21 protein-coding genes are annotated in these 19,961 nt (G+C 45.9%); 13 read left to right on the forward strand and 8 right to left on the reverse strand.

Annotated features, from left to right (window positions below; translation table 11 throughout):
• Window positions 1-61: 61 nt before the first annotated feature.
• Entirely contained in the window at window positions 62-1,504 is a 1,443-nt protein-coding gene (creC, locus tag R7R78_RS12930) for a two-component system sensor histidine kinase CreC (protein ID WP_213876152.1), read from the reverse strand.
• The gene (locus tag R7R78_RS12935; RefSeq protein WP_182016018.1) at window positions 1,504-2,214 is read right to left on the reverse strand and encodes a response regulator; all 711 of its coding nucleotides are present in this window, start codon (window positions 2,212-2,214) and stop codon (window positions 1,504-1,506) included. The genes creC and R7R78_RS12935 overlap by 1 nt, the downstream gene beginning before the upstream one ends.
• Before the next feature lie 259 nt (window positions 2,215-2,473).
• On the opposite strand from R7R78_RS12935, the gene R7R78_RS12940 reads away from it, so the two are divergent.
• Window positions 2,474-2,986, forward strand: a complete 513-nt coding sequence (locus tag R7R78_RS12940; protein ID WP_225473730.1) for a DUF2799 domain-containing protein — start codon at window positions 2,474-2,476, stop codon at window positions 2,984-2,986.
• A gap of 26 nt (window positions 2,987-3,012) precedes the next feature.
• Here the strand turns inward: R7R78_RS12940 and R7R78_RS12945 are convergent, their stop codons facing one another.
• Complete coding sequence (locus R7R78_RS12945) at window positions 3,013-3,471, reverse strand: GNAT family N-acetyltransferase (protein WP_213866712.1); 459 nt, start codon at window positions 3,469-3,471, stop codon at window positions 3,013-3,015.
• 24 nt (window positions 3,472-3,495) lie between these two features.
• Entirely contained in the window at window positions 3,496-3,966 is a 471-nt protein-coding gene (locus R7R78_RS12950; RefSeq protein WP_033906687.1) for a GNAT family N-acetyltransferase, read from the reverse strand.
• Window positions 3,967-4,098: 132 nt separating this feature from the next.
• Here R7R78_RS12950 and R7R78_RS12955 point away from each other — a divergent pair, with 132 nt between their 5' ends.
• The 10 genes from R7R78_RS12955 to R7R78_RS13000 all read left to right on the forward strand — a co-directional run bounded on the left by R7R78_RS12955 (window position 4,099) and on the right by R7R78_RS13000 (window position 15,298).
• Window positions 4,099-5,289: an MFS transporter gene (locus R7R78_RS12955; RefSeq protein ID WP_138939454.1), complete on the forward strand. Its 1,191-nt coding sequence runs from the start codon at window positions 4,099-4,101 to the stop codon at window positions 5,287-5,289.
• Window positions 5,264-6,232, forward strand: a complete 969-nt coding sequence (gene yidZ, locus R7R78_RS12960) for an HTH-type transcriptional regulator YidZ (RefSeq protein ID WP_054579373.1) — start codon at window positions 5,264-5,266, stop codon at window positions 6,230-6,232. Before R7R78_RS12955 ends, yidZ begins: the two co-directional genes overlap by 26 nt.
• Before the next feature lie 141 nt (window positions 6,233-6,373).
• Window positions 6,374-7,243, forward strand: a complete 870-nt coding sequence (locus R7R78_RS12965; protein WP_225473731.1) for a DMT family transporter — start codon at window positions 6,374-6,376, stop codon at window positions 7,241-7,243.
• Window positions 7,244-7,631: 388 nt separating this feature from the next.
• A complete protein-coding gene (locus R7R78_RS12970) occupies window positions 7,632-9,806 on the forward strand; it encodes an FUSC family protein (protein WP_054574893.1) in 2,175 nt (724 codons plus the stop codon).
• A 10-nt stretch (window positions 9,807-9,816) separates the two neighbouring features.
• A complete protein-coding gene (locus R7R78_RS12975) occupies window positions 9,817-11,460 on the forward strand; it encodes a TolC family protein (RefSeq protein WP_033906682.1) in 1,644 nt (547 codons plus the stop codon).
• Window positions 11,460-11,663: a DUF1656 domain-containing protein gene (locus R7R78_RS12980; protein WP_005374946.1), complete on the forward strand. Its 204-nt coding sequence runs from the start codon at window positions 11,460-11,462 to the stop codon at window positions 11,661-11,663. Before R7R78_RS12975 ends, R7R78_RS12980 begins: the two co-directional genes overlap by 1 nt.
• A 12-nt stretch (window positions 11,664-11,675) precedes the next feature.
• Window positions 11,676-12,566 (forward strand): HlyD family secretion protein, encoded by an 891-nt coding sequence (locus R7R78_RS12985; protein ID WP_033906681.1) that lies wholly within the window; start codon window positions 11,676-11,678, stop codon window positions 12,564-12,566.
• Between the two features lie 16 nt (window positions 12,567-12,582).
• Window positions 12,583-13,269, forward strand: coding sequence for a potassium channel family protein (locus R7R78_RS12990; RefSeq protein ID WP_225473733.1), 687 nt, complete (start codon window positions 12,583-12,585; stop codon window positions 13,267-13,269).
• Window positions 13,262-14,410, forward strand: a complete 1,149-nt coding sequence (locus R7R78_RS12995; protein ID WP_005386936.1) for an AI-2E family transporter — start codon at window positions 13,262-13,264, stop codon at window positions 14,408-14,410. The genes R7R78_RS12990 and R7R78_RS12995 overlap by 8 nt, the downstream gene beginning before the upstream one ends.
• A 216-nt stretch (window positions 14,411-14,626) precedes the next feature.
• Window positions 14,627-15,298: a DUF2057 domain-containing protein gene (locus tag R7R78_RS13000; RefSeq protein WP_017634411.1), complete on the forward strand. Its 672-nt coding sequence runs from the start codon at window positions 14,627-14,629 to the stop codon at window positions 15,296-15,298.
• Window positions 15,299-15,357: 59 nt separating this feature from the next.
• Here R7R78_RS13000 and R7R78_RS13005 read toward each other — a convergent pair whose 3' ends face one another.
• Both R7R78_RS13005 and R7R78_RS13010 read right to left on the reverse strand, forming a co-directional pair.
• Entirely contained in the window at window positions 15,358-15,804 is a 447-nt protein-coding gene (locus R7R78_RS13005) for an RDD family protein (protein ID WP_025768614.1), read from the reverse strand.
• Window positions 15,805-15,984: 180 nt separating this feature from the next.
• Window positions 15,985-16,749, reverse strand: coding sequence for a ferredoxin--NADP reductase (locus R7R78_RS13010; protein WP_005374935.1), 765 nt, complete (start codon window positions 16,747-16,749; stop codon window positions 15,985-15,987).
• 210 nt (window positions 16,750-16,959) lie between these two features.
• On the opposite strand from R7R78_RS13010, the gene R7R78_RS13015 reads away from it, so the two are divergent.
• A complete protein-coding gene (locus R7R78_RS13015; RefSeq protein ID WP_005374933.1) occupies window positions 16,960-17,412 on the forward strand; it encodes an acyl-CoA thioesterase in 453 nt (150 codons plus the stop codon).
• A 970-nt stretch (window positions 17,413-18,382) separates the two neighbouring features.
• Here the strand turns inward: R7R78_RS13015 and R7R78_RS13020 are convergent.
• Complete coding sequence (locus tag R7R78_RS13020; RefSeq protein ID WP_005374929.1) at window positions 18,383-18,601, reverse strand: VF530 family DNA-binding protein; 219 nt, start codon at window positions 18,599-18,601, stop codon at window positions 18,383-18,385.
• 132 nt (window positions 18,602-18,733) lie between these two features.
• On the opposite strand from R7R78_RS13020, the gene R7R78_RS13025 reads away from it, so the two are divergent.
• Window positions 18,734-19,657, forward strand: coding sequence for a LysR family transcriptional regulator (locus tag R7R78_RS13025; RefSeq protein ID WP_025768616.1), 924 nt, complete (start codon window positions 18,734-18,736; stop codon window positions 19,655-19,657).
• Here the strand turns inward: R7R78_RS13025 and R7R78_RS13030 are convergent.
• Complete coding sequence (locus tag R7R78_RS13030; protein ID WP_005374925.1) at window positions 19,654-19,944, reverse strand: putative quinol monooxygenase; 291 nt, start codon at window positions 19,942-19,944, stop codon at window positions 19,654-19,656. The two genes, R7R78_RS13025 and R7R78_RS13030, sit on opposite strands and share 4 nt — an antisense overlap.
• Between the last annotated feature and the right edge of the window lie 17 nt (window positions 19,945-19,961).

Here is a 19,961-nt window from a genome sequence, read left to right on the forward strand (position 1 = left end):
TTGCTGATGGAAGTAATCTAAATCAGCAATTTGGAGAACGAATGGAGCTAATGTGGAGTTTCTATGGAGTTGGTAAAATCAGGGTCACTTTCACGCCAGAATCGACGTTTTCGACTTGTAACTGACCTTTGTGCAGCTTGATCACTTGCTCAACAAAATTCAGCCCGAGCCCAGTGCTCTTAACGCCATTTTCCCGAGCGAGGGAGTAGAAGCGTTCCGTCAAACGCGACATCGCGTAGTCGGGAATGTGAGGACCTGAATTGAAAATCGACAGGCACATTTTCTCTTTCGCGACCTCAGCTTTCCATTCAATGCATCCCTCCGAATCAACAAAATCCAGCGCATTGTCCATCAAGTTAAAAACGGCTTGTTTCAGTAAGAAGGCATCACCAAGCACGGCGAGATGGTCATCAATTTGGATGTTGGCAATCACCGACTTTGCACTCAAGCGCGCATCCGCCGATTCAACCACTTCATTGACCATTTGTTTTAGCGAGATAGCTTCGACTTGCTCTAGCTCGGGGCGCTTTTCAAGACGAGCAAGTTCTAGCAACTTATCAATCAATGACTGCATGCGGTCGCTTTCTCGCTCAATGTTACCAGCAAAGCGCGCGACCTTTTCTTCAGGCAACGGCATTTGTAATATTTCACTCGCGCCTTTAATCGCTGATAACGGGCTTTTCAGCTCATGAGTCAGCGTCTGTACGTACTCTTCCACATATTGTTTGCCATCGAGCTGATTGCGCATTTTCTCTAATGCGTCGCTTAGCGTGCCGTACTCATAAAAGATACGAAATGTCGGCTTAGAGACCTTTTCACCCTCACCCATTTTGGTCGCGTAGTCTTCTAGCTTGTTCAGTGCCGAGTGAATTCGCCAAGCAAACAATGCCCCTGCCAATAGCACTAAACCACTCATCCACACCATCCAAAACAGCACATTGCGTTTAGAAAGATCGATGAAGGGTTGTACTGAGCGATTGGATTTTGCCACCGTCACGCTGCCAATGATTTCACCTTTGTGGTAAATGGGCGCAGCCACGTGCATAACGGTTGAGAGCGGATCTTTCGGGTCTTCGATGGTACTGCGCGCGCCGTATTGACCACGCAACGTGAGATAAACATCGTTCCATTGCGAGTAGTCTTTGCCTACGTCTTGCAGCCAAGAATCCGCAATCACAATCCCTTGTTTATCGGTGATGTAAATTCGATGGTTAATCGCTTTTTTACCGATTTCCCAAATGCGCGCTTGAGGCTCTCGCTGTCCATAAGCCGTTAATAGTTTGGAGAAGCGACTCTCAGACAACTTTCCGTTCGCAACGTCTTCTTCCGCCAATACCGCAAGCAAGTTCGCCATATCCACTAGCGTCTCTTCGGTGGTTTGGCGCACGGTTGGCTTAAGTTCTTGGACAACCGTTTTGCTCACCATGTAAGCCGTCATCCCGACTAAGATGAAGTAGAGAAAAAACAGTCTGAGTCCAAGCGGGATCTTCGGCCAGCGATTCATCATTCACCTTTAATGCAGTAAAAGTAACCAAAGCCACGTTTGGTACAGATGCGTTCAGACATCTCAAACGGCTTCAACTTATTGCGAATGGCTTTGATATGGGTATCGATATTACGCTCATATGCAGCCTCTGGCGCCATGTCTGCCGCGATCATAAGTTGCTCTCGACTCAATACATTGGAAGAGACAGAAATCAGTTTATCGAGGATCTTGAACTCCACCGCGGTCAGCCCAAGCATTTGCCCGCCAACACCGTAGTCGAAGTTCTGCGCAACTAAATCATGGTTCAAATGAGGTTGTTCTGGAACAGCTACAGGCTCTGGTTTGTCCTCCATCATTGGCGCTTTAGCTTTGATTCGAAGTTTAATGCGAGCCAACATTTCGCGCGGGCTAAATGGCTTAGTCACGTAATCATCCGCGCCAATTTCCAAACCGACTACGCGGTCAATTTCATCGCTTCTTGCGGTGAGAAAGATTATGGGAATATCAGAAAACTCACGGATGGTTTTGCATAATTCAAAACCATTGCCATCCGGTAAGCCTACGTCTAAGACAAGTAACGCTGCGGAGTTGTGCTGCAAAAAAGCTAAGCCCTCTCCTGCTGTTGCAAACCACTCTGCGTGGTAGCCATCCATCTCTAATACATGAATCAGGTTCTCTGCGATAGCAGATTCATCCTCGATAATAAGGACGGTGGGTTGTTCGCTCAATGTCTTAGCCTCATTGACGGTGTTTATCTTTATGTTGGTATTATCACTTAATTTGGGGCCAAGGCTAGTGGATTGATGCAGCAAAGGCGCAGTTCGTGGATAATACTAATCAAACACACTTCTATTCAGCATAATAAATTTATCACTTAGATTAATGAGTCACCACAATTGTGAATACAATGATTTCAACCATTGATATGAACAGTGTTCATTTTAAACTCAAGTTATCAATTCGATTTTATTTAAAGGACAGTCACTGATGAAAAGAGCGCTAATCCCCCTGGCTTTACTGACTTTGCTCTCAGGTTGCGCCAGCATGTCTCCGGATGAGTGCAAAACGGCGAACTGGTACAACGTAGGTTATCAAGATGGCCGAGATGGCAACGATCCAAACATTATCAATAGCTATACCGAAGACTGTGGTGAAGCGGGTGTGACACCCGACCGAGCGAAATGGAAAGAAGGCTTTGATAAAGGCACTATCCAATATTGCTCACCAGACAATGGGTACACTGTCGGTATCGAAGGCAAAGAATACTACGGTGTGTGCAGCAGCAAAGAGTTCATTGAGAACTACCAGTTAGGTCATCAAGAATATCAACGCCAGCAACGCATCCAACAAATCGATACTGAAATCTCGGTCATCGATAATCAGCTTGATGGCAATCCAGACAAAGACAATGCCAAGAGACTGAAAGAGAAGAGAAAGCGATTGGCTGACGAACGTTCAAACCTCTTGTCGCCAACCATCAATTTCAATTTGAACTTCTAATTTCAACTCACTATCAATCAATGACCCTAGCTCAGTTCTAGGGTCATAAATTGACTATTTGGATCGAGTTCGTAGTCACCAAACGGATCGCAATACACAAAGCCATGCTTTTCATACAACAGGCGCGCAGGTTTAAAAAATTCCATCGAGCCAGTTTCTAAACTTAAGCGCTGCAAACCTTTTTGCTTCGCTTGCTCAATTACATGAATCAATAATTGAGACGCCACACCTTGGTTTCTTGCCGCTGGCGTGGTGCGCATGGATTTAAGCTCAGCATGTTGATCATCCAACTCTTTAATCGCTGCACACCCAAGCAGTTGCTCATCCTTCCATCCGGTCCAAAATGTCACTTCCGGTACTTTGAGCTTATCTAAATCTAACGCATGCACGCTCTCTGGTGGCGACGTGGCGTACATGTCCTGTAAATGTCCTTCCAACATCGCAATCACTTGCGGCCGTTCTAAATTGTCGATTTCAATTCTCATCTTTCCATCCTTGGTTTTTCATAGCTAAAGCGGCTGTCTCATAATGTGCTGCGGTCCAACTGGGCCGCCGTGGTAAAGCTCATTGGTATCTTCAAACCCTGATTTTAAATAGCACTGATAAGCAGGTATGTTGCGGCAATTCACAGTGAGATAAAGCGCATCAAACTCGGGATAATGGCGTTTGGCGAAATCGGCAAACTGTTGAATGGCTTGCTTGGCGATGCCTTTGCCTTGATGACGGTGATCCACCAGCAAAGCCCGCACGCCTAAACTGTTTTCCGGGCAAAAATCGTATTTCTCACTGTAAGCTGCATCAAATAGAAAAAAGCCAACCACATCATCGTCTGTCAAAATCAGATGCGGAAGTTCTGTAGGTTCAAGACGCGTAAGCATTTCACCCACATCCGCGACCGTAAACTGCGATTGCTCTTCTAGCACGCTAAGTTCGCAAGTTTGTTCATGTCGCTCAGGCGAATACTTTTCAATAGTAATCATAATCTTCCTTGTTGTTTTTATGCTCAATTCATACAGGGTATGTCGTAAATAGAAATACCTAGTGTCGTATTTCCCACTCGCAGGCAAACGTTTAGCACTCTATTATCCTCGCCATTCGATAGAGAGGTTTCCATGTCCCGTTTTTTACTTTGTAGTTTTGCACTCGTTTTACTCTACCCTACTGCCATTGATTTGTATCTTGTTGGTTTGCCTCAAATTGCGTCAGATCTCAACGCCAGTGAGTCTCAGTTGCATATTGCGTTTTCGATCTATTTAGCTGGCATGGCTACCACCATGTTATTCGCGGGGAAAATTGCAGACTCTGTGGGACGAAAGCCTGTTGCCGTCGTCGGCGCGATGATCTTCGTGCTCGCGTCTTTTCTCGGCGGGATGGCTGAGCAACCAAACACTTTCTTGATTGCTCGCTTTTGCCAAGGCATCGGGGCTGGATCTTGCTATGTCGTCGCATTCGCGATTTTACGCGACACGTTAGACGATGAACGCCGCGCGAAAGTATTGTCGATGCTCAATGGCATCACCTGTATCATTCCAGTGATCGCACCCGTGATTGGTCACTTGATTATGCTGAAATTTCCTTGGCCGAGTTTGTTTACCACGATGGCAGGAATGGGCATTCTCGTCAGTGTATTGGCCATTTTTGTTCTCAAGGAATCACTACCCAGCCAACAAGGTGAAGAACAGACAACGCCAGAGAGCCATCAAGAGACGTTCTTCGAGCGATTTTTTATCAGTAGGCTGATCATTACTGCACTTGGAGTGACCACCATCCTGACCTTTGTTAACGCTTCACCAATTGTTGTGATGAGTATGCTTGGTTTTGATCGCGGTGGCTATTCTTCCATCATGGCGGGGACTGCGACGATCAGTATGTTGATTTCGTTCTCGGCGCCATTGGCATTGGGGATTTTCAAGCAGCGAACCTTAATGATGAGCTCTCAAGTATTGCTCGTTTGTTCAGCCATCGTGCTCAGTGCAGCCCATTTCCATGATGGACAACCTTTTTACTATGTGTTCGGACTTGGGCTGATTTGCGCAGGCTTCGCTTGTGGCTTTGGCGTGGCCATGAGCCAAGCGCTCAGCCCATTCTCTCAACAAGCTGGCGTGGCAAGCTCGTTACTGGGCATTGCTCAAGTTTGTAGTTCCGCGTTCTATATTTGGTTTATGGGTTTCATCGGCGTTACTGCACTGAATATGTTGGTGTTTATCTTAGTGCTAGGTAGCGTAATCAGCCTTGCTCTAATACTATTGATTCCAAAGCCTGTTCACGATACCCATTATGAAGAAATCCCTAGCGCGACTTGATTTAAACTTACTGTTCACTCTGCAATTATTGTTGCAAGAGCAAAGCGTCTCGAAAACCTCGAAAAAGCTGAACGTTACGCCCTCTACCGTAAGTAAGTCGCTCAACAAACTTCGTCATTGGTTCGATGATCCTTTGTTTGTCAAAACACCTAAAGGTCTTGCGCCAACGCCTTTGGCGCAAAGCATGGAGCAAGATCTTGCAGAATGGCTGCAAATTGGCAGCCAGATTGCAGAAAAACGCAGCGATATTACGCCTAAAGGAGTGCGTTTTGATATCACGATTGAGTCGCCATTAGTGCTCACAGTGCTGGACAGACTCATCGTCGCTATCCACCAGCGATACCCTGAAGCGAAAGTAAAAACCAGTAACTGGGATTACGATTCACTCGACGCCATCATTCGGGGCGAGGCGGATATCGGTTTTACCGGCCGAGAAAGTCACCCTAGATCGAAAGAGTCGTTGGATCTTCTGCCTTATTTCTTGGATTTTGAGATTCTATTTTATGACCTGCCGATGGTGTATTTACATAAAGATCATCCGGCATTACAGCAAGAGTGGAATCTCGAGACCTTTCTGAGCTACCAACACATCAATATTGTTTGGGAAAAAAGTGAAACTTGGGCGTTGGATGAAGTATTAACGGAACTAGGGCTACAGCGCTCTATCGGGCTGACGATGTCCAACTTTGAGCAATCTCTTTTTATGGCAGCGCAGCCGACGCATGACATGATCACCACCGCGCCGCACTATTGCAAAAGTTACACAGAAAAGCTGCATCTCGATTTGGTGTGCTTGCCAATTCCATTAGACCAAGCTCAACAAGACAAGTTACTGATTCCATTTACCATGATTTGGCATAAACGCAATGCGTACAATCCCAAATTGCTATGGTTGAAAAACACCATTAAGTCATTGTACAAACAACCTTCCCAACCACAGTAAGACCCAGGCTAAGGTCAGGTTTTCTCTGGTTATTTTTAATGACTTTCTTGCTCTGATAGCTATAACTAATCACTTTATCAACTAATAAAAATGTTCTTTTGGATCTACACTAGCTGTTCATTTACACGCTAAGGATCAAGGATGTCGACCTTTTTACTCACTGCCATTGCAATGCTGGCGTTCGCTGCCAATTCATTATTGTGTCGAATTGCCTTGGCAGAAGGGTTAATTGATGCAGGAAGCTTCACGCTCGTTCGATTGATATCTGGCGCTGTTATCTTAATCGCATTGCTTGTCGTGAGAGGCCAGTGGAAAACCGATCGGCCAACTTCTCGCTTTCGCTTTTTTGCTGGCGTGGCGTTATTTGGTTACGCTGCCCTTTTCTCTTTCGCGTACTTACAACTGGCGACAGGAACCGGTGCTTTGCTTTTGTTTGGTGTCGTGCAACTGACGTTACTGGCAATCTATTGGTGGCAAGGTGAGCGCTTTCAGTTTCTCGAAATCATCGGTATCGGCCTTTCGATTGTTGGCTTTGTTTGGTTAATGTTGCCATCTGCCACTCGCCCCGATATCAGTTCTGCACTTCTCATGTTGATTTCTGGCGTTTGCTGGGCTGCGTTTACTGCGCTCGGCAAACAAGCGCCTTCTCCAAGTAGTGGCATCACGTGGGGATTCATCGCTGCATCAATAATTGGCGTGCTCCTTTCGCCATTAATCTTGTCCTCAATCCAACTTTCTTTGAGCGGAGTGTTGCTCGCTATCGCATCTGGTGCCATTGCCTCTGGCCTTGGTTATACACTTTGGTACCAAGTCGTACGTAAGCTCTCTTTACTTCAAGCCGCCGTCAGCCAACTTTCCGTGCCAGCCATTGCTTTACTACTCGGCAGCATCGTACTCCACGAGCCTCTTTCACTGCATATTCTTTTAACCAGCGGCATCATTCTTGGTGGGATCGCTTTGGTTTTTTTATCTCGATCCAAAAAAATAAACAAACAATCGGCAAGCCGATAAAAAGTAATAACTTTCCCTCTCAAGTACCCATTCATCATCTATGCTTTTTAAAGCATTAAAGCTCATTGCAGATGGTACAAGTGGTCTGCTTTGGTACCAGGCGAAGAATATAAGGTGAGAATTGGCTCACACAATGCAGCGATTTTGTTTCAAAAGTGAGAATCATCACAGATCGCGAATTTGCTCGTTTTAGGCGTTTCACCAATAACGCCAAGGGCTAGCACGAGATCAAGCCAAATACGCACTTTTTGTTTTGACAAAGGGTTTACAAAGCACACTTTTTCACCCGCTATATTCCGCCCCCCGAATTTATTCAGAACAAGATTCTGATTATTCATATAAGAAATTCATCAACTTATAACGATAAGCCTGAGCAAACTTTGACACTATGAACGACAAAATAAAATTCGCTATTAAAGTATCGCTTAGCCTAACTCTGGCTTATCTGATCCCGTTTGCCATGGGTTGGCCGCAAGCATCGACGGCCGCAACCACAGTGATGCTGATTGCATCCACAGGCAGTCGTCGTGAATCCCTCGCCAAAGGTACCTTACGCGTGTTAGGTACATTGGTTGGTGCCGTGGTTGGCTTGTTACTGGTGGGGTTGTTTGCTCAAGATCGCTTGCTGTACATGCTGAGCGTGTCGGTTGTGGTCTCTTTCATTTTTTACTTCCGTAATGCCTATCAAAAAGATCCTACGCTACTCATGCTGACCGGTGTGATGACACTGATGATGTCCAATGGCGGTGACGCAGAAGGTGCGTTTCTTTATGGCGTTGACCGCGCCTATATGACGGTGTTTGGGGTGGTGGTTTACACACTCGTGGGGACTTTCTTATTCCCGACCAAAACAGAACAAAACCTAAGACAGCTCATCGAACAACTCAACCAAGCACAACGCGCGTTGTTCACCGCTATCTTGCAAAATTTCGAGCAAAAATCGGCAGGGCAAATCTCTCCTCAAGAAGGCGGAGAAGAAAATCCAGAAGCTGAAGAGCCACAACCTAGCGTGGACACTCTCATCGAACAGATGTTTGCCGCCCAAAATGCGCTCGAACAGCGCTTTGCTACGGTCAGTGTGGAATGCAGTGACGTGTCGGCCTACATGAAAGAGTGGCGCTTGGCGGTTCATTTGAACAAGCAGGTAACGCAACAATTGACCGTTGCGGCGCACAGCCACTTTAGCCACCAGCAAGACCGTGAAAGCATCAGCAACTTTGATCAAGCCGTTGCGGAAATTGACGCGCTATTTGATACCTGCCAACAAGTCTGGGACGAAAAAGAGCCCGCTTTTCGTGCTCAGGAATTCAAAGTCAAATACAACCAAGCGTTGCTAGAAGACGCAGCTCACCTAGAGAAAGGCTCTGCGCTTACGCTTGGTCACCTGTTGGAACTGATGCATCAAAACTTGTCGCGTTTAGCGGAGAGCATTAGCTGTATTGACTCTGTGACGAACAATGTCTCCTTTGACGTGCCACTGCCGAAACCGAAAGGCAAGTTTCTATGGTGGGACGCAGAAAACTTTAAAACTGCGGTCAAAACCTTTGTTACCTATTGGGTTGCAGGACTGATTTGGATTTATTTCAATCCACCAGGCGGCTACTCGTTCGTGGTCTTCTCGACCATGTTTATGTCTTTGCTGTCGTTCGTGCCTGTGCACCCAATTTTGTTGCTTGTGCTGTTCACTTTCGGCTTCTTGTTCGCGGTGCCTTCTTACGTCTTCATTCTTCCGCAATTGGATCTCGGGTTAGAACTTGGCCTGTTCATCTTTATCTACACCTTTATCGGCTTTTATCTGTTTAACGGGCCAGTGACGATTTTCTATATGATTGGCTTGTTTGTTCTTGGTTTAGACAACAACATGTTTTATCACTTCGGGATCCTCATGACGATCATGCTGTTGTTCTACATGGTGGTGTTCATGATTATTTTCGCGCACTACTTCCCGTTTAGCTCACGACCAGAACACCTCTTTTTGACCATAAAAGAACGCTACTTCCGACATACCCGAGAGCTGTTCACTACCTATCAACAGCAGTCCAGCTCGGTTATTACGCCGCTCAAACGGGCCTTGCACTTGGTGACACTCAATGTCTCATCGAAAAAGCTCAAAGTCTGGGGTTCGAAAATCAACCACAAACACTTTGATAAAACCACGCCAGAAGCGATTGGCGCGTTTAGCAAAGCGTGTGATGTACTCAGTAATCACATCAACATCTTAATGGCCGCCGAGAAAAAGTTGATGGCCAATCCGCTGATTACTCAGCTTCGTCAACAACACCGCGATTCCATCATTCCTTTGATGGCAGGCGCTTTAGCCAGCCATCAAGCAACACAAGAACTCGACTCCGTATTCGACCAATACAGTCAGGATTACCAAACATTCGAAGATAAACTGGAAGATTTTTTTAGTGAGTTGGATTTATCTGACTACTCTTATTCAGAGATAGCCGGTTTTTATATCTTGCTGAATTTAAAACGGAACGTGTTCGAAGCAATCAAGCATTGCAAGCAAACCTACGAGGATATCGATTGGGTGAACTTACAACAGAAGCGTTTTTAAAGGTGGGGATATGATGCTTCCAAAACTAACCAAACCAAGCCTCGCCATACTTTCTTTGCTCGGACTAAGTGCGTGTACCACGGTAGGACCAGATTATGTTCATCCAAAGCAGGCGCCACTGCCAAGTGACTGGTCGGTGCAAAAAGCAGCCAAAGATACGCAGCAATCAGAGCAACAGCTACAACAATGGTGGCAGCAATTTAATGACTCAACTCTTAATCAGCTGGTTGAGTTGGCGAGCAAACAAAACCTCGATTTAGAAGCCGCAGGGCTACGAATTGTCCAAGCACGTTCATTGCTTGGTATTTCGACTGGCTTGCAATACCCACAAGTTCAAACCGTGTCAGGAAACCTAGCGCGTGCCTACGTAAATGATCAGGGCGTGAATAACGCCACTTTGTCGTTTGATGCTGCTTGGGAAATGGATGTTTGGGGCAAGTATGCTCGCGGTATTGAGTCGGCAGAAGCGGGTTACTACGCATCCATCGCATCGTATCACGACATCATGGTCACTATAACCGCCGAAGTGGCGCGCAATTACATCAACTATCGCACATTCCAAGAACGTATTTTGCTGTCTCGCCGCAATATCGAGATTCAAGAGCGTGTCGTACGTATTACTCAGGTGCAGTTCGACTCTGGCAACGTTACAGAATTGGACGTTCAACAAGCTAAAAACCAACTCTACACCACCAAAGCAGCGTTACCGAGCCTCGAAGTGGCAATGAAGCAATCACGTACTGTGTTGGCTTTGCTACTGGGTCTGTTACCAGAAGAAGTAGATCGACTGCTACAGTCGGATGGGATGCACAAGCAAATCGCTGAGTACGAAGCCCAGTTCAAATCGACGGGCAGAAAATCGGCGCTATCGGGCACCGACGAGCGTTCCATTGTGCCACGTCCACCGCTTTTGGATACGCAAGTGGATGCTAACTTAGTGATGCGACGTCCGGATTTGCAAGTCTCTGAGATGCAAGCTCGCGCGCAAAGTGCGCAGATTGGCGTGGCAGAAACCGCTCTGTACCCAAGCTTTTCGTTGTTCGGTTCCATCGGTATCGACAGTACGGTTCCCGATGGCAGCAGTTTCAGTTTTAGCGATTCGCTCACCATGGTGGTTGGCCCAACGTTCAGTTGGAACATTTTCCAATACGGACGCGTGAAAAATAACATTCGTTTCGAAGATGCTCGCTTCCAAGAAACGCTGACGAACTACAACAAAAAGGTACTGCAAGCCGTTAATGAAGTCACCAATGCAATCGAAGCATATGACCTGTATTTGCAGCAAAAAGATTTACGCTTGCAATCGGTCAACTCTTCCATTCGTGCGTTCAACATATCCATGACACAGTACGAAAACGGACAAATTTCATTCGAACGTCTGCTTAACTCGGTAGAAAAAATGACCCGCGCAGAAGACAGCTACGCAACGATCAAAGGTAATGTTGCGAACCAAGTTGTCGCGCTCTACAAAGCCCTCGGTGGAGGCTGGCAAACCCAAACAGGCAAACCTTTCATCAGTGAATCGATTGCCACGCAGATGACAGAGCGCACTGACTGGGGAAGTTATTTAAATGAAGAAAACCGCGTATTGCCGCCTTTGCGACTCGAAACTCCGGCTGAGACCAGTGATGAAAACAAAACGGAGGATCGGTAATGCCTCATGAACTCTCTTGGGGAGACGTTTACTTTTCTCCTACGCTACTCGTGCTCTTTCTCGCCGTCACGGCCACGTGGATAACGGTGATGATATTGAACAAGACACGTTTGTCTCGCTTCATCGCTTTTCCGTCTCTGACGTTTATTGCCATCATGGTCGGTTATGTGGTGGCCATCGACAGCTTTTATATTCAATTTTAGGTGCCAAACAAGATGAAAAAACTATTCGTAATCGCACTCAATCTTGTCATTCTTGGTGGCGCAGCTTGGCTCGGCTATCAAAAGTTTGAGGAATACTTTAATAACCCATGGACACGAGATGGGCAAGTGCGTGCTAACGTCATCAAAGTGGCTCCTCGCGTATCAGGCCCAATTGTAAATGTCGCGGTGCAAGACAACCAAGAAGTAAAAACGGGGGATTTACTGTTTGAAATCGACCCTGCGACTTACCAGGTTGCGTTATCTCAAGCCGAAGTAGCACTGGAGCGCTCCATTGTTAGCTCTCGCGGTAAAAAAATCGAATATGACCGCTTAAAAGACATTCGTGCCAAAGACCGTGGCGCAGTTTCTCATAAGGATCTGATTCGTCGTGAAATCGCTTACGAAGAATCGCTACTGCAAATCAAATCTGCAGAAGAACAACTAAAATCAGCACGCCTTAACCTCAGCTTTACCAAAGTTTATGCGACCGTCGATGGTTTTGTATCTAACCTCGATATTAGAAACGGTACGCAAGCGGTCGCAAACCAACCACTGCTCGCACTGATCGACAAAAACAGCTTTTGGGTATTTGGTTTCTTCCGTGAAAACCAACTTGCGCAAATCGAACCAGGCAGCCAAGCGCGTGTCACTTTGATGTCTCACCCAGACACGCCAATTGACGCGACGGTTGACTCGATTGGTTGGGGTATTGCGCCCAAAGACGGCACGGTCGGCTACAACCTTCTTCCAAACGTAAACCCTGTTTTTCAGTGGATTCGCCTAGCACAACGTATTCCGGTGCGAATCTCCCTACAAGAACTTCCTGAAGATGTTGATCTTCGATTCGGGCTTTCTGCGTCCATCATGGTGATGAAAGAGTCATCCGCAGAAAGTGAACAATAACTAAGTGAGAAGAGCCATGGTCATTGGTAAAAACCTCAAAAATATTAATGAAGAAAACAACTTCTTCTATCTAACCTTAGCACTAGTGATTTTGTTGCTAGGGAGTGCGATGGCACAAGTCGTAGGTGAAGGGACGATTGAACACATACTTCAGGCTTTCACGGTTCTGACGTTTATCGTCTGTTTTGCGAGCCTTCGCTTTGACAAAACCTGGTCTCGTTTCCTCTACAGCCTGTTTGGTGTTTGGGTTCTTGTGATTGTGATCAAGACCGTTTTCGACATCAGAGAGATGAATGTGGTGATGCTTGCCCTCACCTTTGCGTTCTTTCTCGGCACTTTTAAATCCATCGCAAGACAGATTCTTTTCACCGGCCATGTCAACAGCAACAAAGTCATTGGCTCGGTAGCGCTTTTCTTGCTACTTGGTCTGATGTGGGCGATTGCCTACCTCATTCTGCTTGAGTTTTCGCCTGAAGCCTTTACCGGTATGGAAGCGATTTCTTGGGGGCAGAACTTCTCCAATGCAGCGTATTTCAGTTTCGTTACCTTAACCACGCTCGGTTATGGCGACATTAGTCCTCTAACACCACTGGCTCAAGTCGTGGTGTATTTAGAGGCCATCACAGGTGTTTTTTATATGGCGATTGTTGTTTCAAGTCTCGTCAGTTCTAACATTGATCATCAGGTAAACAAAAATGGATAAACAATCGGTAAAAATCGACAGTAAGCTTTTCATCAGTAATATGGTGGAATCAGCAATACGCATTGGCTTGATCTTTGTCTTGCTGATGTTTACGTACGACATCATCAAACCCTTCATCCTTCCGGTTATTTGGGGCGCTATTATAGCCGTCGCTTTAATGCCGCTTACCCAAAAATTGCAGCGTGTATATGGTGGTCGCAGAGGTCTGGCAGCCACAACCATTGCTTTACTTGGTATTGCCCTCCTTGTCACGCCACTTGTTATGGTATCAGGCTCCATTGTGGATGGTGCAACGCACGCGCTTGAAGTACTACAAAATGGACAAGTGAAAATACCAGGGCCAAAACCTTCCGTAGCGGATTGGCCTATCGTGGGTGATAAGCTCTACGAAGTGTGGACCCTATTCGCTACTAATCTTGAACAAGCGATTCAAACCTTTATGCCACAAATAAAGGCAGGGCTCACATCTTTACTGGGTACACTGGGGGGCGTATTGGGAAGTTTACTGCTTTCAATCTTGTCACTTGCGATTGCAGCAGGTTTCATGACGTACTCTGAATCTGCAGCATCAGGCTTAAGAACCATCGCGATTCGAACCGCTGGTGAAAACGCAAAAAGCTGGACCACGCTTATCGCTGCGACAATTAAAAGCGTACTGCTTGGCGTAGTCGGTGTAGCGGCGATTCAAGCACTGTTGATCGGTGCTGGTTTCTTCGTATTTGGCGTTCCGGCAGCAGGTTTACTCACACTGCTTCTAATGATTTTATGTATCGCTCAGCTCCCGGCGTTGCTCGCAGTGCTACCTGTGATTGGCTTCATGTACATGACCCAAGACACCTCAACAGCAACCATGTTTACTGTTTGGGTCGTAGTTGCGGCTCTTTCTGAAAACCTGTTCAAACCAATGTTAATGGGACGTGGCGTCGACGTGCCAATGCCTGTGATTCTGCTCGGTGCCATCGGTGGTATGCTTTTCTACGGCATCGTTGGTCTGTTCTTAGGTGCCGTTATCCTAGCAATTTGGTATGAGTTATTTGTTTGGTGGTTGAGCATTGAGAAAGCACAACAGCAAGAAGAAATGGCAGAACAACAAGACGCTTCTGATGACCAATCAGAACCTGGACATGGTGCTGGCATTTAATAAATCAATAAGTTAGAAAGAAATTTAATCTATAAGTTATGATATCAAACCGCTGAATTTCAGCGGTTTGATTCTATTTGGATCACAGTTTCGTCGTAATAAATGCGATAAAAATGACGTTCTTGTTAAATTTTCATACTTATTACACTTGGGAGTTGCAATCGGGCAATGAACGATGCACTCTCGATGACCACTAATTTGCTTAGGATAAAAACAATGAAATTGATCAAGCCTTTAACTTGTGCGCTTGCTCTCGCAATGAGTGGCATGGCATTCGCAGATGTAACCGTGAGTGTTCCTGACAACGTTTCAGTATTAGCGGCTAACGGTGAAAAAGCAGATCTTTCGGGTGGTTTTTTCGCCTCTGAAAGAACACTGACGTTACCTGATGGCCTTAACCAAGTCGTATTTCGTTTCGCCCCTTACTTCAACCAAGGTAATGACCGTTTAAGTGTTGAAAGCGATGTTATCGTTACACGATTTGACGCGACCAATGCCGAACTCACTCTACAAATGCCAGAATACCGCAACCTACGTGATGCGGAAGAGAAGATCAAAGACTTAGATTGGAAACTGGTTGATGATTCTGGCAACGCAATCGCGGTTGACCAAGACAAGTTGCTCAAACCGGGTATGCAAATCGGTCGTGATTACGTACGTGAAATCGAAGATTATAACCAAGCTGGCGGTGCAGCAGCCGTGGCTTTTGCTGGCGCAGCGACCATGCAGCCAGTCACGCTTCCTGCAAAGGTTCCTGCGGATATGAAGCAAGTGAGAGCAACTGCGGTTAAAGCGGATTCGACAGCTGAAGAGATGCTGCACTTCTGGTACCAAAAAGCAGACGCAGAAACCAAAGCTCGCTTTAAGAAATATGTTAATCAACAGTAAATCTGGTTAACTTTATCGATATTAAAAAGCCACTTCACGTGGCTTTTTCGATCAAAAAATTAGGAAACTTGGACAACTTTAGTATTGGCGATCAAGTCATGCAACAAACGTCGCTCCGGATGAAAGAACAACAATGCCAAATTTACCAACGGGATCCCCGGAATGAGCATCTCCAGTAAGTAGCTAATAACAAGCCTTAACCCTGCTGTAACTTTCGTTGCCTTACTATCATTTTTCATTACAACTTTAATACCAATCATGCGCATACCAATGGTTTGCCCATGACTCAATGCATTCCAGTTGATCATTAAAACCGTTGGTAAAGAAAGCAAGTAAAACGCCTGAGTTTCACGAACAAGCGTGAGGTTATCTGCTAAAGAGAGCTGAAAGTCGTTAAGAAAAGAGTTAATACTCAATGCAATTATTAACACGACCACCATCGTAAAGAGCAGGTCGATAAAACCAGCAATGATTCTCTGTTGCTTGCTCGCGATAAAAGCATACATGGACTTCAGTCACCTCAATGTAATTGGTTAAGCGAGAATGACTGAGTGTACAGACGCGCAATGGTGAGCGCAGTTTAGGTATTGCCAATATAATATTCAACTAAGAACATACTAAATCGCGGTCGTATCTCAAAAGTAATCATTACATCTTGAGCATAACCGTATCAATTTAACAAAACGCTACCAGTAACGTTCGTAAATGATATTTCCCCCGGTTTGATGGCGATACTTTTCCAAGCCTAGCTCTTGTAAGACGGGCACGGTATCTTTGATCATTTGTGGATTCCCACACATCATGACAAAGCTACGCTGAGCTGAGAATGGCGCATCAGCGGCGTTGGACAGTAAACCCGATTCGATGAGTTCAGGAATTCGGCCTTGTAATTTACCATCAACCACTTCCCTGCTGACTATCGGTATATACTTTAATCTGCCTTCATATCGTTGCTGAAGCTGTTCAATTAGGTATTTATAAACCAGATCTTTTTCGAAACGAACAGCATGAACCAGCACAATGCGCTCATTGTGAGGCGGTAGGTTTATATCATCCAGCAGCGACAAAAACGGTCCAATCCCCGTACCTGTAGATAGCAGCCACAGGTCATGAGCCTGTTTAGGAATAGAGTCATGGATTAAATCGCCATGTGCGGTGGCACCGACATAAATGCTATCACCAGATTTAAGCTTTTGGAGCCGTGGAGAAAGTTGTCCTTGAGGGTCGGCTACTATTAGAAATTCCAACCAATCGAATTGCTCGCTTGGCGCATTAACCACAGAGTAAGCACGGCTGATCGGCTTACCTTCATCATCAAGCAAAGCAAGCTTGGTGAATTGGCCAGCTTTAAAGGAAAGAGGCGCGCCAGATATTCTCAAACTGAACAGCTCACCTGTCCAATCAATGCGTTTCTCAACTCTTGCGAGGTTGAAACCTTTGAGTTCAATCATGAGACACCTCCTATCTGGTTACTCTTAGTTAAACTTACGCCTTCAACTCGATTATGTAAAGTTTCTGGTTTACATAATCAAACCACTATTTCATTTCACATTTTAAAAACAATTTTATTACATATTAAATGATTACATCTAGAATAAATGCTCAAAGTGATAAGTCGCGTCGCAATTTGTGGCAAAGCAGATGAAAAAGGAGCAATAAAAATGGACACACTGTTAAAGGACTTTCCCGTTATCACAGAGATAAAAGTCGCATGGGGTGAAATGGATGCTCTGCAACACGTTAATAACGTGGTCTATTTTCGCTACTTCGAGACCGCACGTTTAGATTACTTCAACAAAATTAACCTGCTGGTCGACCTGCAGACCTCGCAAATTGGGCCAGTACTGAGCGAGACTCAATGCCGCTACAAATTGCCTGTTACTTACCCAGACACGCTATTAGTCGGTTCTCGCGTAATCGACATGCAAGAAGATCGCATCACGATGGAGTACCAAGTGCTGAGTAAGAAGTGGGGTAAAATTGCGACCATCGCGACCGCCACTGGTGTGATGTTTGATTTTAAGAACAACGTTAAAGCTGCGATTCCAGATCACGTTCGCCAGTCGATTTTAGACTTGGAAGGAACCGTGGGTAGTACGCATCATTTGGAGTAGCAAGAAACGAGAGATTAAAGGCGAGGTTCCCGACAGCGCTTCTTCATCGCTATCGGGAATGATGCTGAGGTACCATTCCAACTTACGCAATAAGAAAACTAGAGTCATTCTAGCGAGCCATAGCGAGACTAAGAATCTACTTACCGCTTGCTGCAGACCATAAAGCCATGAATAAACTCAATACAATCTGAGAGTAGATTCTGAATCACGCTCGTTCCTCTCGGTTCAGAATAACAGTTCGAGTTTGGCTCTGAGCTCTACAAAACCATCTAAAAAAGCGATTCCAGAAGAACCTAAGTGAGTCACTCGGAATCTCGCTTTAGACGAATCAGCAGAGCGACTCTTCCAGCCTACGCGATAAGAAAAGCTACGTCATTCTAGCGAGCCATAGCGAGACTAAGAATCTACTTGCCGCTTGCTGCAGACCATAGAACCATGAATAAACTCAATGCAATCTGAGGGTAAATTCTGAATCACGCTCGTTCCTCGCGGTTCAGAATGACGAACCTCGTTTAGGTTCTGAACTCTACAACACTATCTAAGAAAACCATCCCAGACGAGCACAAGCGAGTCATCCGAAATCTCGCTAGACGTAATAGCAGAGCCACTCTTCAAGCCTACGCGATAAGAAAACTAGCGTCATTCTAGCGAGCCATAGCGAGACTAAGAATCTACTTACCGCTTGCTGCAGACCATAGAACCATGAATAAACTCAATACAATCTGAGGGTAAATTCTGAATCACGCTCGTTCCTCGCGGTTCAGAATGACGGTTCGAGTTTGGCTCTGACCTCTACAAAACCATCAAAAAAAGCGATTCCAGACGAGCCTATTTGACCATCCGAGATCTCGCTTTAGACGCATCAGCAGAGCGACTCTTCCAGCCTACGCGATAAGAAAAGCTGCGTCATTCTAGCGAGCCAAAGCGAGACTAAGAATCCACTTACCGCTTGCTGCAGACCATAGAGCGGTTAGCAGAATGTCTCGATGTACAGCGCTTCCACCTTATCTCTGGCCCATTGCGTTTTACGCAGGAACTTCAGCGACGATTTGATTGAAGGATCTTTCTTGAAACAGTTCACACGAACGCGCTCATACATGCCATTCCAACCAAAGTGTTCAACTAGTCGGGTGACGATTTTCTCTAAACTCAACCCGTGAAGTGGGTTATTCGGCTGCTGTTGGCTCATGCTATTGATCCGGTAAAGTGAAGTTGCGCGCTAATCTAACTCAAACTCGCCGTGCAACCTAATGTTTTAACCTTGAATTGGCCTACGACTCTCCCCTATAGTAGCCCAAACTTCTTAAAAGCCCTTTTCATTATGAAAGCCCTCAACGACCTCAATATTTTTGTCGAAACCGCGCGCCAAGGCAGCTTTTCAAAAGCCGCTAACAGTATGGACATGACACCTGCCGCCATTAGCGCATCGATTAAGCGTCTTGAAGGGCAAATCGGTTTCCCGTTGTTTGTGCGTTCCACCCGAAGCCTGCGTTTAACCTCAGAGGGCGAACTGTTTTTAGACAAAACCACGCAAGCGTTGGCAACATTGCAAGAGGGGTTGGATCAGATCTCAAGTGCGCGCGGGGAGTTGTCTGGTCAACTGCACATTACTGCGCCCTCCGATTTTGGTCGCAATATGTTGCTCGATTGGGTGGATGAGTTCATCGATCTCTACCCAAATGTTTCCATTAAACTAGAGCTGTCCGATAGCTTGACGGATATGTACACCAAGCCTGTCGATATTGCGATTCGCTACGGCGAACCGGCCGACTCCAATCTGGTCGTATTGGCATTGTGTGGGTCAAACGAACGGATATTATGTGCATCGCCAGAGTACGTAGCTACACATCCAGAACTCACCTCTCCTGCCGATTTAACGCAACACAATTGCTTGTGCTACATGGTCGCGGATTCGGTCTACAACAAATGGACGCTCACGCGTGGCAGCGAGAAAGAACAAATCGTGGTCAGCGGTAACTTGTTGAGCAACGATAGTGACTTGCCACACCGGTTAGCGATCAAAGGCAAAGGCATTGCGAATAAATCATTGATGGACATTAGCCGAGACTTAATCGAGGGAAGATTGGTACGAGTGTTACCAGAGTGGGATTGCGGCCCAGTGCCGCTCTACATGGTATGTGCCGATCGTCGGTTATTGACGCCAACGATTCGGACTTTCCGCGACTTTATCCAACAAAAATGCTGCCAGCAACGCGCCAACGTGCTGGCAACCTTCTGTCATTAGGCGATAAATCGAAGAGGACGAATCTGGGTATATTCAACCCAATCGTTCTCTTCCAATGTTTCAAGAAACGTCGCCATATGCGGGCTTTGCAAATGCTTATCCAAGGCCTCTTGCGACGCCCAGATTTCTTGGAACATAAATAGGCCATCAACTTTTTCGTCGAGATACAACTCGTATTGGCAACAGCCTTCTTCTTTACGAGTTGGCTCTAGTAAACCAGCAAGCAAATTCACCACCTGATCCTTACTATCTGGATAGGCTTTCACTTCTGCGACTAAGTGGATCATCGTTTTATCACTCTTTT

It is taken from the genome of Vibrio sp. 2134-1, assembly GCF_033339495.1.

Bases quoted from the DNA above. Each gene is read 5' to 3' on its own strand.
- creC (WP_213876152.1), bottom strand. From the start codon at position 1,504: ATGAATCGCTGGCCGAAGATCCCGCTTGGACTCAGACTGTTTTTTCTC.
- R7R78_RS12940 (WP_225473730.1), top strand. From the start codon at position 2,474: ATGAAAAGAGCGCTAATCCCCCTGGCTTTACTGACTTTGCTCTCAGGT.
- R7R78_RS12945 (WP_213866712.1), bottom strand. From the start codon at position 3,471: ATGAGAATTGAAATCGACAATTTAGAACGGCCGCAAGTGATTGCGATG.
- R7R78_RS12950 (WP_033906687.1), bottom strand. From the start codon at position 3,966: ATGATTACTATTGAAAAGTATTCGCCTGAGCGACATGAACAAACTTGC.
- R7R78_RS12955 (WP_138939454.1), top strand. From the start codon at position 4,099: ATGTCCCGTTTTTTACTTTGTAGTTTTGCACTCGTTTTACTCTACCCT.
- yidZ (WP_054579373.1), top strand. From the start codon at position 5,264: ATGAAGAAATCCCTAGCGCGACTTGATTTAAACTTACTGTTCACTCTG.
- R7R78_RS12965 (WP_225473731.1), top strand. From the start codon at position 6,374: ATGTCGACCTTTTTACTCACTGCCATTGCAATGCTGGCGTTCGCTGCC.
- R7R78_RS12970 (WP_054574893.1), top strand. From the start codon at position 7,632: ATGAACGACAAAATAAAATTCGCTATTAAAGTATCGCTTAGCCTAACT.
- R7R78_RS12975 (WP_033906682.1), top strand. From the start codon at position 9,817: ATGATGCTTCCAAAACTAACCAAACCAAGCCTCGCCATACTTTCTTTG.
- R7R78_RS12980 (WP_005374946.1), top strand. From the start codon at position 11,460: ATGCCTCATGAACTCTCTTGGGGAGACGTTTACTTTTCTCCTACGCTA.
- R7R78_RS12985 (WP_033906681.1), top strand. From the start codon at position 11,676: ATGAAAAAACTATTCGTAATCGCACTCAATCTTGTCATTCTTGGTGGC.
- R7R78_RS12990 (WP_225473733.1), top strand. From the start codon at position 12,583: ATGGTCATTGGTAAAAACCTCAAAAATATTAATGAAGAAAACAACTTC.
- R7R78_RS12995 (WP_005386936.1), top strand. From the start codon at position 13,262: ATGGATAAACAATCGGTAAAAATCGACAGTAAGCTTTTCATCAGTAAT.
- R7R78_RS13000 (WP_017634411.1), top strand. From the start codon at position 14,627: ATGAAATTGATCAAGCCTTTAACTTGTGCGCTTGCTCTCGCAATGAGT.
- R7R78_RS13005 (WP_025768614.1), bottom strand. From the start codon at position 15,804: ATGTATGCTTTTATCGCGAGCAAGCAACAGAGAATCATTGCTGGTTTT.
- R7R78_RS13010 (WP_005374935.1), bottom strand. From the start codon at position 16,749: ATGATTGAACTCAAAGGTTTCAACCTCGCAAGAGTTGAGAAACGCATT.
- R7R78_RS13015 (WP_005374933.1), top strand. From the start codon at position 16,960: ATGGACACACTGTTAAAGGACTTTCCCGTTATCACAGAGATAAAAGTC.
- R7R78_RS13020 (WP_005374929.1), bottom strand. From the start codon at position 18,601: ATGAGCCAACAGCAGCCGAATAACCCACTTCACGGGTTGAGTTTAGAG.
- R7R78_RS13025 (WP_025768616.1), top strand. From the start codon at position 18,734: ATGAAAGCCCTCAACGACCTCAATATTTTTGTCGAAACCGCGCGCCAA.
- R7R78_RS13030 (WP_005374925.1), bottom strand. From the start codon at position 19,944: ATGATCCACTTAGTCGCAGAAGTGAAAGCCTATCCAGATAGTAAGGAT.